The sequence below is a fragment of the Yoonia sp. 72 genome (assembly GCF_034652275.1).
Taxonomy (GTDB): domain Bacteria; phylum Pseudomonadota; class Alphaproteobacteria; order Rhodobacterales; family Rhodobacteraceae; genus Yoonia.
The window spans coordinates 257,239-273,013 of sequence record NZ_JAXIWG010000002.1; the positions used below are offsets into that span (position 1 = coordinate 257,239).

At 63.8% G+C, this 15,775-nt stretch carries 13 protein-coding genes; 8 read left to right on the forward strand and 5 right to left on the reverse strand.

Features of this window, described 5'->3' with window-relative positions; all coding sequences use genetic code 11:
- Positions 1-4 precede the first annotated feature (4 nt).
- The 3 genes from VCK47_RS09850 to VCK47_RS09860 form a co-directional block, all read right to left on the reverse strand.
- On the reverse strand, positions 5-1,204 hold the full coding sequence (locus VCK47_RS09850) for an ABC transporter substrate-binding protein (RefSeq protein WP_322890920.1): 1,200 nt from the start codon (positions 1,202-1,204) through the stop codon (positions 5-7).
- A 13-nt stretch (positions 1,205-1,217) separates the two neighbouring features.
- Positions 1,218-1,826: a CDP-alcohol phosphatidyltransferase family protein gene (locus tag VCK47_RS09855; RefSeq protein ID WP_322890921.1), complete on the reverse strand. Its 609-nt coding sequence runs from the start codon at positions 1,824-1,826 to the stop codon at positions 1,218-1,220.
- A gap of 84 nt (positions 1,827-1,910) precedes the next feature.
- Positions 1,911-3,914, reverse strand: coding sequence for a hydantoinase/oxoprolinase family protein (locus VCK47_RS09860; protein WP_322890922.1), 2,004 nt, complete (start codon positions 3,912-3,914; stop codon positions 1,911-1,913).
- A gap of 143 nt (positions 3,915-4,057) precedes the next feature.
- On the opposite strand from VCK47_RS09860, the gene VCK47_RS09865 reads away from it, so the two are divergent.
- Complete coding sequence (locus tag VCK47_RS09865; RefSeq protein ID WP_322890923.1) at positions 4,058-4,669, forward strand: class I SAM-dependent methyltransferase; 612 nt, start codon at positions 4,058-4,060, stop codon at positions 4,667-4,669.
- Here VCK47_RS09865 and VCK47_RS09870 read toward each other — a convergent pair.
- Both VCK47_RS09870 and VCK47_RS09875 read right to left on the reverse strand, forming a co-directional pair.
- Positions 4,641-5,027, reverse strand: coding sequence for a GtrA family protein (locus tag VCK47_RS09870; protein ID WP_322890924.1), 387 nt, complete (start codon positions 5,025-5,027; stop codon positions 4,641-4,643). The two genes, VCK47_RS09865 and VCK47_RS09870, sit on opposite strands and share 29 nt — an antisense overlap.
- Positions 5,024-6,787: a hypothetical protein gene (locus VCK47_RS09875; protein WP_322890925.1), complete on the reverse strand. Its 1,764-nt coding sequence runs from the start codon at positions 6,785-6,787 to the stop codon at positions 5,024-5,026. Before VCK47_RS09875 ends, VCK47_RS09870 begins: the two co-directional genes overlap by 4 nt.
- A 48-nt stretch (positions 6,788-6,835) precedes the next feature.
- Between VCK47_RS09875 and VCK47_RS09880 the strand changes: the two genes are divergently transcribed.
- The 7 genes from VCK47_RS09880 (at position 6,836) to VCK47_RS09910 (ending at position 15,772) form a co-directional block, all read left to right on the forward strand.
- Positions 6,836-8,125, forward strand: coding sequence for a glycosyltransferase family 2 protein (locus tag VCK47_RS09880; RefSeq protein ID WP_322890926.1), 1,290 nt, complete (start codon positions 6,836-6,838; stop codon positions 8,123-8,125).
- 39 nt (positions 8,126-8,164) lie between these two features.
- A complete protein-coding gene (locus VCK47_RS09885; RefSeq protein WP_322890927.1) occupies positions 8,165-9,454 on the forward strand; it encodes an acetylornithine deacetylase/succinyl-diaminopimelate desuccinylase family protein in 1,290 nt (429 codons plus the stop codon).
- A gap of 70 nt (positions 9,455-9,524) precedes the next feature.
- On the forward strand, positions 9,525-11,000 hold the full coding sequence (locus tag VCK47_RS09890; protein ID WP_322890928.1) for an ABC transporter substrate-binding protein: 1,476 nt from the start codon (positions 9,525-9,527) through the stop codon (positions 10,998-11,000).
- A gap of 6 nt (positions 11,001-11,006) precedes the next feature.
- Positions 11,007-11,951, forward strand: a complete 945-nt coding sequence (locus VCK47_RS09895; protein WP_322890929.1) for an ABC transporter permease — start codon at positions 11,007-11,009, stop codon at positions 11,949-11,951.
- The gene (locus VCK47_RS09900; protein ID WP_322890930.1) at positions 11,951-12,766 is read left to right on the forward strand and encodes an ABC transporter permease; all 816 of its coding nucleotides are present in this window, start codon (positions 11,951-11,953) and stop codon (positions 12,764-12,766) included. The genes VCK47_RS09895 and VCK47_RS09900 overlap by 1 nt, the downstream gene beginning before the upstream one ends.
- The gene (locus VCK47_RS09905) at positions 12,763-14,349 is read left to right on the forward strand and encodes a dipeptide ABC transporter ATP-binding protein (protein ID WP_322890931.1); all 1,587 of its coding nucleotides are present in this window, start codon (positions 12,763-12,765) and stop codon (positions 14,347-14,349) included. Before VCK47_RS09900 ends, VCK47_RS09905 begins: the two co-directional genes overlap by 4 nt.
- Positions 14,330-15,772, forward strand: coding sequence for an aldehyde dehydrogenase family protein (locus VCK47_RS09910; RefSeq protein ID WP_322890932.1), 1,443 nt, complete (start codon positions 14,330-14,332; stop codon positions 15,770-15,772). Before VCK47_RS09905 ends, VCK47_RS09910 begins: the two co-directional genes overlap by 20 nt.
- Positions 15,773-15,775 lie beyond the last annotated feature (3 nt).

Consider the following 15,775-nt stretch of genomic DNA (forward strand, 5'->3'; position numbering starts at 1 on the left):
GCGTTTACTGGGCGACGCCGTAGCGGGCGACCCAATCGTCGCTGATCCGCGTCATCCAGCTTGGGTGCGGTTCGGCCTGCACCGTGCCGAGTTCGGCCGGCGTCAGTGTCGCGATCCCGAGGTCGAGCGCATCGAACAGCGCGCGGTCATCATCCGCCAGCTTGTCCATCGCCAGAACGGTGCCATAGCCAAGGATTGCAGGGTCCTGCGCGCGGGCCTGCGCCTCGGGTGACATCAGGAAGTTTGCGACGACCATGGCACCGGCCTTGGCGCTGGAATTATAGGGGATCGCCACAAAGGACGCGTTGCCGATCGTGCCCTTGTCCAGCACGAAGGTGCGCACTGTGTCAGGCAATTCGTTGTTGGCAATTGCGGTCGAGGCAGCACCGGGGCTGAAGGAGATCGACAGGTCAATCTCTCCATCAGCGATCAGCGGGAACATCGCCGTACCGGTCGCGGGATAGGCGCGCCCTTCGCGCCACAGATGCGGCGTCAGCGCGTCCAGATACGCCCAGAGAGGCTCTGTCACCGCGTCATAGTTTTCATCCGTCGCAGGGTCGGCCAGCACGGAAGGATCAGGCAGAATGTCGATCAGCACCTGTTTGAGGAAGGTCGAGCCCAGAAAATCTGGCGGCTGGGGATAGCTGAACCGCCCCGGATTGGCCTGCGCCCAGTCCAGAAGGGCCTCCATCGACCCAAGACGGTCGGGCATGCGGGCGGTGTCATGCACAAAGACAACCTGTGCCATCGCCCAAGGGCTTTCAAACCCGTCCACCGGCACGGTGAAATCTGTCTGCACGGATTTGTTTTCGAAATCGACCAGCGCCCAGTTGGGCAGTTGTTCGGCATAGGGGCCGAACAGCAGATCGGCCTCTTTCATCGCGGCGAAATTCGCACCGTTGATCCAGATCATGTCGATGGCGCCGCCATCGTCCTGACCGGCCTGCTTTTCGGACAGCACGCGGGTCACGGCATCGGCGGTATCGGTCAGTTTCACATGCTCAAGGGTCACGCCGTAGTCCTCGGCCACGCGCGACCCGACCCAGGCGATGAAATCATTGGTCGTCGTCGATCCGCCCCAGGCGTTCCAGTAAACGGTCTGGCCTTCGGCCTGCGCTGTGACCGCGTCCCAATCGGCGGGGTCGATATCGGCAAGCGCGGGCAAGGGGGCCAGCAAAGCGGCGAGAACGGCAAGATGTTTCATTCGGCGGTGTCCTTTAGTTGACATAGATTCGGGATGCGGCGTGGATACGCAGCAGGGCGGTCAGAAAGCAAAGCGTTCCGAACACCCACGCCAGCGGCGCGAAATAAGTTTCAAACAGGCAGAGCAGGACGAAAAACACGATCGTTTCGGTCCCTTCCAGAATGCCGTTCGAATAGTACAGCGACTTTTGCCCTTGGGCCTCGGTTTTGTGTCCGTGCTTTTCGGCCAGAATGGCAAAGCCCAGAAAGCTGGTGCCATTGAAATAGAACGAGGCCAGCAGGAACGCCCCCGCCGCCCCGTTCGCCACCGGATCAGCCAGCACAAAGGCCAGCGGGATCATCGCGTAGAACAGGAAATCCGCCGCGATATCAAGGTAACCGCCGAAATCGGTCTTGTGCGTCGCGCGCGCGACCGCCCCGTCCAGCCCATCCGCCAGACGGCTGGCCAAGAGCGGCACCAGCGCCAGCACAGGCGCGCCAAAGGCGATCATCAGCGCCGCAACCAGCCCCAGACAAAGCCCGACAAGCGTGACCGCATTGGCCGAGACACCCTGCGCGGCAAGGCCAAACCCGATCCGGTTCAACGGCGGGTCGATGAGCGGGCGAAGGTGGCGGTCAAGCATGTTCTGGTCCTGAAGGTCGCTATCTTGTCCTTGATCGCGCCGCGTCGCGCAATCGCGGTGACAAGAAAGTGAGCGTCCGAAATGCTAGCCCGCTGCGATGCGGGGGCGACCCTGTGCTGTGACCTTGACCTTGGCCTCGATGAACATGGGCTGGCCTTCGACCTCGACCTCGGTGATATCCTGGACAGCATGCAGGGTGATATCCTCCACCCCCGCAGCGCGTGCCGCGGCACTGGCCTGCGCGGACAAGGCATCAACGATTGCCTGCAGCGCGGCATCGCGGCTGGTATAGCTTTGCACATCTCCCGCCAGATGCACCTTGAACGCGCCCGCGCCCGGACTGGTCACCGTGCCGGCCGCCTGCATCTGCACCTGCCCCACAACAGCGCCGATGGCATTGGCGACATCGGCATGGTCCGGCACCAGCATCGTGGTTCCCAGCCTGTCACCGACCGCACCGTAATAGGCGCGCGCCGACGCCCCCAGCCCGATCACCGGCAGAGCCAGCGCGAGGTCGATCCGCAGGGTCCCGCGATGCCGGTCCAACCCCGCCATCGTCAGCGGATGCTGCGCCAATGCCGCAGGGTCGGGCCAGTCGCGCCCATCCTCGGCAAAGGCGGCCTGCAACAGGCAATCGACGGTCTGCGCGGTCAACTGGTCGATAATCATCCGCGCCAGGGCCTGCGCATCCGGCGCGATCTGCTGGCCGCCACCTGTGCGCCTGCGCGCGAACAGCGTCAGCGCTTTGGTTGCGGCGTCGCTGTCCCAGACATCCTGCAACCCCAGCACATGCGACGCATCCGATGGCGTCACCCCCGCCAGCATCACCAGCCCGCGCCCGATCAGCCTGCCCAGCGCGGGGTTCTCCATCCGCGTCTGCACCGCCTGCCCCAGCCGCAAGGGACCATCCGCCAGCCGCTGCGCTACGATCAGTTCGCGCGGATCAAGGCCCTGCGGCAGCGTTTTCCACAAAGGCAGTACGAATTGCCCGCCATCGGACGCAGGCACACCGCTGGCCAGCGCGCGGTCCAGAGCCAGATGCACAAGCTCGGGAAATTGCTTTGCAGCAAGCGCGATGGGCATCAACCGCCGCGGGCCAAGGCGCAGACCGGCGGTCAGCCCTTCGGTCACATGCACCTCGCTGTCGCCGCCCAGACCGGTCGTGCGCATCGCCACCGCCTCGACCATGGTGCGGAACGGGCCGACACGCGCGCCCGCGGGGTCGATCATCGGGCGACCATCGCGCAACAGGCAAACATCGGTTGTCGTGCCACCGATATCGCTGACCAGCGCGTCGGTTTGCTTGGTCAGCCAGCTGGCCCCGGCGATGGATGCGGCAGGACCGCTCAGGATCGTTTCAATCGGTTTTTCGCGCGCGACAGCCGCTGAAACCAGCGCCCCGTCACCGCGCACGACCATCAGACGGGCACTGACCCCACAAGCCGCCAGATGGGTTTCGCAAGCAGTAATCAACCCGTCGATCATCCCGATCAGACGCGCGTTCAGCACCGCCGTCAGCGCCCGCTTGGGCCCGCCCAAGGCCGAGGACAGTTCATGCGAACAGGTCACGGGCAGGCCAGTCAGGTCGCGGATCAGGTCACGCGCCGCGATCTCGTGCGCGGGGTTGCGGGTGGCGAAACTGGCGGCGACGGCAAAGCCGGTGATCCCCGCATCCAGATCAGCCAGCGCCGCCTGCAAACGTGCCAGATCAAGAGGTGCCGCCTCGACCCCCGCATGGCTGTGCCCGCCTGCCAGCGCGATGACCGGATCGCCGCGCAAAGCGTCCTGAAGGCCCGCGCGGGTCAGTTCGGCGGCGTCGAACCCGATGAAGACAAGGGCGATCCGCCCGCCTTGCCCTTCGACCAGCGCATTGGTCGCCAGCGTCGTGGACAAGGACACCATCGCGATATCGCGCGCGGCAACCCCCGCCTTGGCCAAGGCCGCGTCAATCGCCGCGCCCACGCCAAGCGCAAGATCAGGCCGCGAGGTCAGCGCCTTGGCCGACGCCACGACCTGCTGTGCCACGTCATCCAGCACAACCGCATCGGTATAGGTGCCGCCCGTATCGACCCCGAGTAGATAAGCCATCCGGCACCCTTGAAAATCCTGCCCACTCGGTAAACGAAGGAACGGGCGAAATTGCAACGCGGATTATGCGTTTGGCGGTGCAATCTTTACCTTGGCGTAATTCTGACCCAATGTCCGCGAAACCCGCGTGATGGATCAGGATGATGTTGAAGAAAACCCTCGGTCAGGCCCATGAAACGCTCGTGTTCAACCGGCGTGTGCGCGTGCTGGTGGACCATATCGGCGCACTGGTGCCGCAAGGGGCGCAGATGCTGGATGTCGGCACCGGCGACGGGCAGATCGCCAAGATGATCGGTGAAAAACAGGCTGGCGCGGAGGTGCAGGGCATCGACATCATGCTGCGCGAAAAGACGCACATTCCGGTCACCTTGTTCGACGGAATGACCATCCCGTTCGATGACAACAGCGTCGATGTGGTGACCTTTGTCGATGTGCTGCACCATACCGATGATCCCCAACGCCTGATCTCGGAGGCAGCGCGCGTTGCCCGCCGCGCTGTCATCATCAAGGATCACCTGAGCGAGAACAGGCTCGATCACGCGACATTGCGGCTGATGGATTGGGTCGGCAACGCTCCGCATGGCGTCGTGCTGCCCTATAACTATGCGCCGCGCGCCGATTGGAACCGCTGGTTCGCGAAGGCGGGTCTTGCGACCGACGTGTTCGACACCGCGATCCCGCTTTATCCGGCGCCTGCGTCTTGGGTATTCGGACGCAAACTGCACTTCATCGCCCGTCTGGTGCCTGCGTCCTGAAGATGATGTAGCGGCAGATCAGGAAGCTTGCGACAGCCGCAGTGCCTGCCGTCAGCAAAAACAGCAGCGTATCCTGCCAGAAAACCCGCGTGACGAACCGCGTTGTGATGGCGGACACGACGGCAAGACTACCGATCTGCGTGGCGGTGTAGATCCAGATTGCGCCCTTGGCCTGCTGGTCCGCGCGAAATGCGATGCGCCGCTGTGCCCAGAAGGCAGCGGGAATACACAAAAGATAGACCACGACAGAGGTGGGCAGGGGCGGTGCTGCTGCGAACCGGATCAGTCCGGCGGTGATCAGCGCATAGCCAAGGCTGAAACTGCCGCCGACCAGCACGAACCGGACAAAGGCCATCATTGCGGCAGGATCTCGAACACCAGCAGGTCGCCCTGCGGCAATGGCACGGGCCGCAGCCAATTGACCTGCGCGCCAGCCGCTAGCGAGGTTGCGAATTCGCTTTCGTAGATCGTCTGGCTGCACATCAGCAAATACGCTGCACCGGAGGCGCGCAAAAAGGCCGCCATGTCGTCCTCGGCCAGTTGGTAAGGTTGTAGGCTGTTGATCAGGATCCTCGGGTCGACATGATAGCCCGCCGACAACACCGCATGGTGCGTCGCCCAAAGCACCGAAGGCCCAAGGTTCATCGGCGTGATGAACACGCTTGCAGGAACCGCGTCCAGCGCCGTCAGGGCGTCAGGTCCGCGGCATGCCGCCGCGAGGACGGCAGGCGTTCCATCATCATTCGCTGTCAGGGCTTCGATCTGAGAGGCGATCAACGCAGGTGAAATGATCGTCGTGGCCAACACAAGCCAGATGACGGCCGCCTCGGGTGCGCGTGTTTGCAGATAGGTCGTCAGCGCCCGCGCGATCACGACACCACCCAGCATCGGGACGACAGCCGCCGCCATGATCACCGTGCGCATCTGGTAAAGCACCATCAGCAGCCCCAGCAAACACAGCACCCAAAGCACCGTCAGCGGCGCGCGTGGGGCAGTTTCGCGCAGCACTAGCAGGCCGCCCGCACCCACCACCACAATGATCGGCAGGGCGAGGTTCACAAACCCCGAAGGGTTGTTCTGGATGAAACGATGGGCCGGCTGTGCTTCGCTGATGCGGGTCGCGATGAAGGTCTGCAATTCCTCGGGCAAGTCGCCATAAGGCCCCGCCAGACACGGCCCAAGGACAGGCCAGATCACACCGACCCCGAGGATGGTGACCAGCACGGCGGTCGCAAGGCCCGACCATGCCCCAAAACGGGACATGATCGCCGCCAGCAGGCTTGCCGCGACAGCGACACCGATCAACGACAAGGCAGGCAGGCTCAGCCGGTCGCACATGGCGGTGCCGCGCAGGGCGGGGGCGGTCTGACCAAGCCAGAAAACCGCTGCCGCAGCGCCCAGCGCCAGACAGAAGGAAACCAGAAATGCACGGCTTTCCGGCGTAGTGTCCAACAGATGACGGCCAAGCGCGACCGCACCCGCCACGACGATAAAGGGCAACGCCTCCAGCCCGACGGCTAGCGAGAATGCAGCGGCAATCCCCCCGATCAGGCCCGCAGTGACAGGGCGCACAGGCCAGACCAGCGCGAAGGCGACGATCGTCATCATCAGAATCTGGACGTTGTGATGGTCGATGTTCCCGGCGCCAGAATGCAGATGCCCGGTCGTCGGCCAGATCACAGTGATGGCAAGGGCAAAGCACGCCGCCGATGTGCCAAAAACGCGGCGCGTGCCGAAGCCGATGACCAGCAGGGTCAGCACAAAGATCAACGTCGGCCAGATCGTCACCGCAAGCTGTTCCGCCATGTCCATCTGTACCAGCCATGACAGCGGCACGATGATCGCGGCGATCCCCAGATCGACGTAGCGCGACCAGTGCATCACCACCCCATCAGGTGGCAGCAGCCGGTATTGTGTCATGTCGAACCAGCCTTGTCCGTCGATGAAATCACGCACCATGACCAACCGCAGGATGTCGTCATTGTCCATCGTCGCGAAATTGGCGTGCAGACCCGACCCGTCAAACGCCGCCCGCACAAGGATCAAGACAAGGGCAGCGGCCATTGCATAGGGAAACGGATTGCTGCGCATATCGATCAGCGGTCGCCTGTCAGTCATGGTTTTGTCTTCTTGCAAGGATTTCAGACCGCTATCACAGGTGACCAATTGGCAACATACACCGTTGGCGCGGGCAAGGGCGCACGCCACGGCTGTTGCGCAATGGCCACTGCCTGCCATATCGCTGGGGCGGGCCGGATCGCTGACCGGACACCACCACCGGAACGGGGCGCCTTGATGACCGAACTGACCATTCTGATGCCCTGCCTGAACGAGGCCGAGACGCTCGAGACCTGCATCGTCAAGGCTAAGGGCTATCTGGAACGCTCTGGCGTTGATGGCGAGGTGTTGATCGCCGACAACGGGTCCACCGACGGCAGTCAGGACATCGCCCGCCGCCTTGGTGCGCGCGTCGTCGATGTGCCCACCAAAGGCTATGGCGCCGCGCTTATCGCGGGGATCGCGGACGCGAGGGGCCGTTATGTCATCATGGGCGACAGCGATGACAGCTATGACTTCTCGAACCTTGATCCGTTCGTCGCAGAATTGCGCGATGGGGCGGATCTGGTGATGGGCAACCGCTTTCGCGGCGGAATCGCACCCAAGGCGATGCCGCCCCTGCACCGCTATCTGGGCAATCCGGTGCTTTCCACGGTCGGGCGCGTCTTTTACCGCACGCCGGTCGGGGATTTCCACTGCGGGCTGCGCGGGTTCAACCGTGACGCCATCCTTGGCCTGCATCTGAACACGCCGGGGATGGAATTCGCGTCCGAAATGGTCATCAAGGCAACCCTGTCGCGTCTAGACATCCGCGAAGTACCCACGACGCTGAAACCCGACGGCCGTTCGCGCCCGCCGCATCTGCGCAGCTGGCGAGATGGCTGGCTGCATCTGAAGCTGCTGATGACCTTCGCGCCTTACTGGCTGTTCTATTACCCCGGTCTGGTGTTGTTCGCGCTGGGCAGCGTCAGTTTTCTGGCGCTGTTGTTCGGCCCCGTCACCATTGGCGGCGTCAGTTTCGACGTTGCGACATTGATCCTTGCTGCGGCACTGGTCCTGACGGGTTTCCAGATGATCTGCTTTTACGCGCTGTCGCGGATTTTCGCGGTGCGTTTCGCGCTTTTGCCCAGCTCCGCCCGGTTCGAGAGGTTCAAGTCCCGCCTGTCAGTCGACAATGCCTGCATCGCGGGTGGTCTTTTGCTGCTGGTCGCGATCTTTGCCACGCTGGCGGGTGTGTTCAGCTGGGGAGCCACGGGTTTCGGCGATCTGGACGCCAGCCGCATCGTGCGGCCTGCCGCCTTGGCCGTGGTCACAGCCTCGCTCGGGGTGCAAATCATCACGACGGGGTTCCTTGCGTCGATGCTGCAACAACGGATCAACCCCGGCCAGATCGTCTAGCCCCTTGCGGGGGCGCAAGGCTTGGCGGATAGTTCCGGCATGACCGACCACACGCACCTGATGGACGCCATCACCGACCGGCGCGAGGACCTGATCGCGCTGACCCAGGACCTGATCCGCATTCCCACGCTGAACCCGCCCGGCGCGTTTTACCGTGACATCTGCGATTATCTGGACCGGCGGCTGCGCAAATCGGGCTTTGCCACGCAACTCATCCGCGCGCATGGCACACCGGGCGACAGCGACAAATACCCCCGCTGGAACATCGTCGCACGGCGCGAAGGGGCGCGCGCTGGCGATTGCGTGCATTTCAACAGCCATATCGACGTGGTCGAGGTGGGTCATGGCTGGACCCAAGACCCGTTCGGCGGCGCGCTGATCGACGGCAAGATCTATGGCCGCGGCGCCTGCGACATGAAAGGCGGGCTTGCCGCGTCGATCATCGCCGCCGAGGCGTTTATCGCCACCCATCCCGATTTCGCGGGCGCGGTCGAGATTTCCGGCACCGCGGATGAAGAATCAGGCGGCTATGGCGGTGTCGCCTATCTGGCCGAACAGGGGTTCTTCGACCCCGCCCGCGTGCAGCATGTCATCATCCCCGAACCGTTGCATAAGGACCGCGTCTGTCTGGGCCATCGCGGGGGCTGGTGGGCCGAGATCGAGACACATGGCGAAATCGCCCACGGCTCCATGCCGTTTCTGGGCGATTGCGCCGTGCGGCACATGGGGGCGGTGCTGGCTGCGTTCGAGACCACGCTTTACCCCGCAATGGCCGCCCGACGCACCGATATGCCCGTGGTCCCCGATGGCGCGCGGTCCTCCACGATGAACATCAATTCCGTCCACGGCGGCCAGCCCGAATTCGCCGCAGACGACACCAGCCTGCCCGCCCATTGCGTCCCCGATAGCTGCCGCATCGTGATCGACCGCCGCTTTCTGGCGGAGGAAAGCATCGACGAGGTGCGCGGCGAGGTGACAGCCCTGCTCGAGGACATCAAGGCGCAGCGCGACAAGTTCCGCTATGACCTGCGCGAGATCAACATGGTCCTGCCCAGCATGACCGACCGCGACGCCCCCGTGGTGCAGGTGATCGCCGCGCAAATCGAAAAGGTGCTTGGGCGTCCGGCAGAATTCGTCGCCAGCCCCGGCACCTACGACCAGAAACACATCGACCGGATCGGCAAGCTCAAAAACTGCATCGCCTACGGTCCGGGGCTGCTGGAACTGGCGCATAAGCCGGATGAATATATCGGCGTGGACGACATGATCGACAGCGCGCAGGTGATGGCGCGAGGATTGGCGGCGATCACGGGTGTGACGTCGGGGTGAACCCCGACCTACGGGACTTGAATTGCCCATCGACATGGGTGAACACTGTCACCAACAACAGGAGGTCCTCATGCATCATTTCAAACGCCTTGCCGCATCCACCGCCGTCGTGCTTTGCGCCTCCGGTGCGCTGGCGCAAGACAGCATCACCGTCGCGATCCAGTTGGAGCCGCCGAACCTCGACCCGACGAGCGGGGCGGCGCAGGCGATTGACTCGGTGCTCTACGCCAACGTGTTCGAGGGGCTGACCCGTTTCGATGCCGATGGTGCGATCATCCGCGGTCTGGCGCAAAGCTGGGATATTTCCGAGGACGGGCTGACCTACACGTTCAACCTTGCCGCAGGCGTGACCTTTCACGACGGCACCACGATGGACGCCGAGGATGTGAAATTCAGCCTTGACCGTGCCCGCGCCGAGGACAGCACCAACGCGCAAAAGGCCCTGTTCGCCGACATCGCCGAGGTCACCGTGATCGACCCGCTGGTCGTGCAGGTCACGCTGTCGCAGCCCAACGGCATGTTCCTGTTCAACATGGCCTGGGGCGATGCCGTGATCGTGGCGCCTGAAAGCATCGACACCATCGCAACCAACCCTGTCGGCACGGGGCCTTTCACCTTTGCCAACTGGGTGCAGGGTGACCGGCTGGAGCTGACCCGCAACGAGAATTACTGGGGTGCCGCCCCCGCGCTGGAAAGCGCGACCTTCCGCTTCATCTCTGACCCGACCGCCGCCTTTGCGGCGATGATGGCCGAGGATGTGGATGTGTTCGTCGGCTTCCCCGCCCCTGAAAACCTGCCGCAGTTCGAGGCTGATCCCCGCTTTCAAGTGCTGAACGGCAATACCGAAGGCGAAACCATTCTGGCGATGAACAACCAGCGTGAACCCTTCGACAACATCTTGGTGCGCCGTGCTGTCACCCATGCGATTGACCGTCAGGCGATCATCGACGGCGCAATGTTTGGCCAAGGCACGCCCATCGGCACGCATTTCGCGCCGCATAACCCCGATTACGTGGACCTCTTGGCCAATTCGCAATTCGACCCCGACCTGTCGCGCAGCCTGCTGGCCGAGGCCGGCCTGCCGGACGGTTTCACCACGACGCTGAAACTGCCGCCGCCGTCCTATGCCCGTCGCGGGGGTGAAATCATCGCGAGCCAGCTGCGCGAGGTCGGAATCCAGACCGAGATCACGAACCTCGAATGGGCCCAATGGATCGAAGAAGTGTTCACCAACAAGGATTTCGGCCTGAGCATCGTCAGCCATACCGAACCGATGGACATCAACATCTACGCCAATCCGGACTATTATTTCCAATACGACAACGCCGATTTCCGCGCCGTGCTGGAAGAACTGAACGCGACGACCGACCCCGCAGGGCGGTCCGCGCTGCTGGCACAGGCGCAGACGATCATTTCCGAGGATTACGTCAACGCCTACCTGTTCCAGCTGGGTGTCGCGACCGTCGCACGGGCTGAGATTATGGGGCTTTGGGTCAACCAGCCGACCGCTGCGGTCGATCTGACGGGCGTGTCCTGGGGCAATTGAGCGGGCATGATCCGCTTTGCCCTCGGGCGGCTTGCGTCGCTGATCGCCAGCTTGATCGTCGCCTCCATCGTGATTTTCGCGGTGGTCGAGGTGATCCCCGGCGATCCGGCGGCCTTTATGCTGGGGGTGAATGCACGGCCTGACACGATCGCCGCCTTGCGCGCCAAAATGGGGCTGGATGAACCGCTGGTCAGTCGCTACGCGGCTTGGGTCGGTGGCATGCTGCAGGGTGATTTCGGCACCTCATGGACCTACAAGACGCCCGTCGCGACGCTGATCGCGGACCGGATCTGGGTGTCACTGCCGCTGGCCATCTATGCGCTGGCTTTGTCCACGCTGGTGGCCTTTCCGGCGGGCATCTATGCCGCCAGCCGCAGGGGTGGCGCAGGCGACACCGCGATCATGGGAGCCACTCAGCTTGGCGTGGCGATCCCGAATTTCTGGTTCGCCATGATCCTTGTGTTGATCTTCGCGATCAACCTGCGCTGGTTTTCGGCAGGCGGCTTTCCGGGCTGGGCCGATCCGCTGGCCGCACTCAAGGCACTGACCCTGCCTGCCATCGCCCTTGCCCTGCCGCAGGCGGCGATCCTTGCGCGGGTCATGCGATCGTCGCTTCTGGACATGCTGGGCGAGGATTTCATCCGCACCGCCCGCGCCAAAGGGCTGACCCGCAGGCAGGCGCTCTGGCGGCACGCGCTGCGCAATGCGTTGATCCCCGTGCTGACGATCATCGGGTTGCAGTTTTCCTTCCTGCTCGCAGGCGCGATCATTATCGAACAGGTGTTTTTCCTGCCGGGGTTGGGGCGGCTGATCTTTCAGGCGATCAGCGCGCGAGACCTGATCGTGGTGGAAAGCGTGGTGATGCTGCTGGTGTTTACCGTGATCATGGTCAACTTCATCGTCGATCTGACCTATGCAGCCGTCGATCCCCGCCTGCGGGCGCGCGCCTGATGTCGCGCAACCTGATCATCGGCGCGGGCCTGACCGCATTTTTCACCGGACTGGCGGCGCTGTCCTTTCTTTGGACACCTTACAATATCGAAGTGCTGGACATCCCCAACCGCCTGTTGACCCCCGGCGGTGCGCATCTGCTGGGCACCGACCATTTCGGCCGCGATATCCTGTCGATGGTGATGATGGGCGCACGCACCTCGATTGCCGTGGCACTGGTGGCTGTGGGTATCGGGATGGGGCTTGGCGTGCCGCTCGGCCTCTGGGCTGCGGCACGGCGGGGCTCGCTGGTGGATGACCTCATCATGCGCGGCAATGATCTGGTCTTCGCCTTTCCGTCGCTGGTGATCGCGATCCTGATTACCGCCGTGTTCGGCCCCTCTGCCGTGAATGCCATCATCGCCATCGGCATTTTCAACATTCCCGTTTTCGCCCGCCTGACGCGCGGTGCCGCGCTGCCCTTGTGGGAACGCGATTTCATCCGCGCCGCCCGCGTCAGCGGCAAGGGCGCGGCGCGCATCTCGGCCGAACATATCCTGCCCAATATCGCCAATCTGATGATCGTGCAGGGCACGATCCAGTTCAGTCTGGGGATATTGGCCGAGGCCGCTTTGTCCTATATCGGCCTTGGCGCGCAGCCGCCTACGGCCAGTTGGGGACGGATGCTGGCTGATGCGCAGACCTTGGTCAGTATCGCGCCGCATGTGGCCCTGATCCCCGGTTTCGCGATCCTGCTGACGGTGCTGGGGCTGAACCTGCTGGGCGACGGGCTGCGCGACTGGCTTGATCCGCGCCTTCGCGTGATGCGGACATGACCTTGCTTTCGATCAGGGACCTGTCAGTGCAGATCGGCGGCACGTCCGTGCTGCAAGGCATCACTCTGGATATGGCACAGGGCCAGATCACCGCGATCACCGGCGAAAGCGGGTCGGGCAAATCCATGACCGCGCTGGCGATCATGGGGCTGTTGCCGCAGGGGGCGGCGGCGCAGGGGCAAATCCTGCTGGATGGCACCGATATCGTGCAAACGCCCGAACCCGCCCTGTGCCGGATGCGCGGCAATGCGATGGGCATGGTGTTTCAGGAACCGATGACCGCGCTGAACCCTGTGCAGACCATCGGCGCACAGGTGGCCGAAACGATCCTGATCCATGAAAAAGCGACCAAGGCCGAGGCCCATGCCCGCGCCGCCGCCATGCTCGACCGTGTCGGGCTGAAGGTGGCGCCCACGCGCTATCCACACGAATTGTCCGGCGGACAGCGCCAGCGTGTCGTGATTGCGATGGCCATCGCCATGCGCCCCAAGCTCTTGATCGCGGATGAACCGACGACCGCGCTCGATGTCACGACACAGGCGCGCATTCTGGACCTGCTGCAAGGGCTGGTGGATGAATTCGGCATGAGCCTGCTGCTGATTACTCATGATCTGGCCGTGGTGGCCGATGTGGCCGACCGCATCGCCGTGATGCAAAATGGCCGCATCGTCGAGGAAGGCGCGACCCACGACCTGCTGCGCGCCATGCGCCACCCCTATACCCGCGCGCTGTTCGCCGCCTCGACCCATACGGTTGACCTGCCGCCGGTGCCGACAGATGCACCCTTGCTCGCCGTGCGCCATGTGGTGCGCGATTACCCGACCAAGCGGCTGTCGCTGTTCGGCCCGCGCCCGACCTTTCGCGCGCTGGACGATGTGTCGCTGACCATCAACCGTGGCGAACGTGTGGGGCTGGTGGGCGAAAGCGGCTGCGGAAAATCGACACTAACACGGGCGATTTTGGGGTTGGAGCCGGTTCAGAGCGGGGAAATAACCCTTGATGGCGCGCCGGTGTCACACGGCGACCATGCCCTGCGGCGCAAGATGCAGGTCGTGTTTCAGGACCCCTATGGCAGTTTCAACCCCCGTCACCGCGTCGACCGGCTGATCACCGAACCGTTCCATCTGCTCGACAACCCGCCGAAGGGGGCGGCCCGCGATCAGGCCATCGCCAAGGCGCTGACCGATGTCGGCCTGCCGACCGATGCGGCGGGCAAATACATCCACGAATTCTCCGGCGGCCAGCGACAACGCCTTGCCATCGCGCGCGCGCTGATCGTCGAACCCGATCTGATCATCTTTGACGAGGCGGTCTCCGCACTCGACGTATCGGTGCGCGCGCAAGTCCTCGACCTGATCGCCGACCTCTGCCGCAAGCGCCCGCTGGCCTATCTGTTCATCAGCCATGACCTCAGCGTCGTGCGCAGCATCACCGACCGCGTGCTGGTCATGCATGGGGGAAGAATCGTGGAATCAGGCGTAACAGAGACTGTTTTTGCCAATCCGCAACATTCCTACACCCAATCCCTGATCGCCGCCGCCCCCCAATTGCCGGAGCTTGCCCATGCCGCTGACGCCCTTTGACATCCCCACCGCCAGCCACCTGATCGGCGGACATTGGGTGCGCAGCACGGCCACAATCCCCGTGACGGACCCGTCGACCGGCCAGCCCCTGACGCAAATCGCGCGCGGCACAGCGGCGGATATCGATGCGGCTGTCGCTGCGGCCCATACCGCCCGCGCGGGCGACTGGGGCCGGCTGACCGCGCTTGAGCGTGGCCGCATCCTGACCCGCATCGGACAGGCGGTGCTGGCGCAGACCGAAACGCTTGCACAACTCGAGGCGCGCGATGTCGGCAAACCCCTGACCCAAGCGCGCGCGGATGCGGTGGCCTTGGCCCGCTATATGGAATTCTACGGCGGGGCCGCCGACAAGATCATGGGCGAAACCATCCCCTATCTGGACGGCTACACCGTCTATACCCTGCGTGAACCGCATGGCGTGACCGGCCATATCATCCCGTGGAACTACCCGATGCAGATCATCGGGCGATCCGTGGGCGCGGCGTTGGCGATGGGCAATGCCTGCGTGCTGAAACCGGCCGAGGATGCCTGCCTGACCGCCCTTGCCTTTGCCGCCATCGCGCAGGGGGCGGGCCTGCCAGCGGGGGCGCTGAATGTCGTGACAGGGTTGGGGGCTGAGGCAGGTGCCGCACTCGCCAGTCATCCTTGCGTGCAGCACATGTCTTTCACCGGTTCGGTCCGCACGGGCGAGGCGATCCAAGCGGCAGCCGCAAAGAACGTGATCCCCGTCACGCTGGAACTGGGCGGCAAATCGCCCCAGATCGTGTTCGACGACGCCGATCTGGACCGCGCGCTGCCGTTTCTGGTGAATGCGGGCATCCAGAACGCGGGCCAGACCTGTTCGGCGTCCAGCCGCATCCTTGTGCAGCGCGGCGTCTATGATCAGGTCCTCGACCGGATGGCCGCAGCCTACAGCAGCCTGCGGGTCGGGCCTGCGCTGGACGATCTGAACCTTGGCCCGCTGATCTCTGCCCACCAAAAGGACATCGTGACTGGGTTCATCGCCCAAGGTGCCGACCTGACCATCGCAGCACGAGGCCAGATCGTGACCGATGCGGCGGGCCATTACATCGCGCCCGTGCTGTTCGCCGATGTGCCCCCCGATCATGTGCTGGCGCAGGACGAAATCTTTGGCCCCGTGCAGGTGCTGATCCCGTTCGACGACGAGGCCGAGGCGCTGTCCATCGCCAATGGCACCGTCTACGGGCTGGTCGCGTCCGTCTGGACCCGCGACGGTGGCCGCCAGATGCGGCTAGCCAAGGCGCTGCAGGCAGGGCAGGTGTTCATCAACAATTACGGCGCAGGCGGCGGGGTGGAATTACCCTTTGGCGGCGTCGGCAAATCGGGGCATGGCCGCGAAAAGGGGTTCGAGGCGCTTTATGGCTTCTCTACCCTGAAAACCGTGGCCGCATGGCATGGGTGAAAG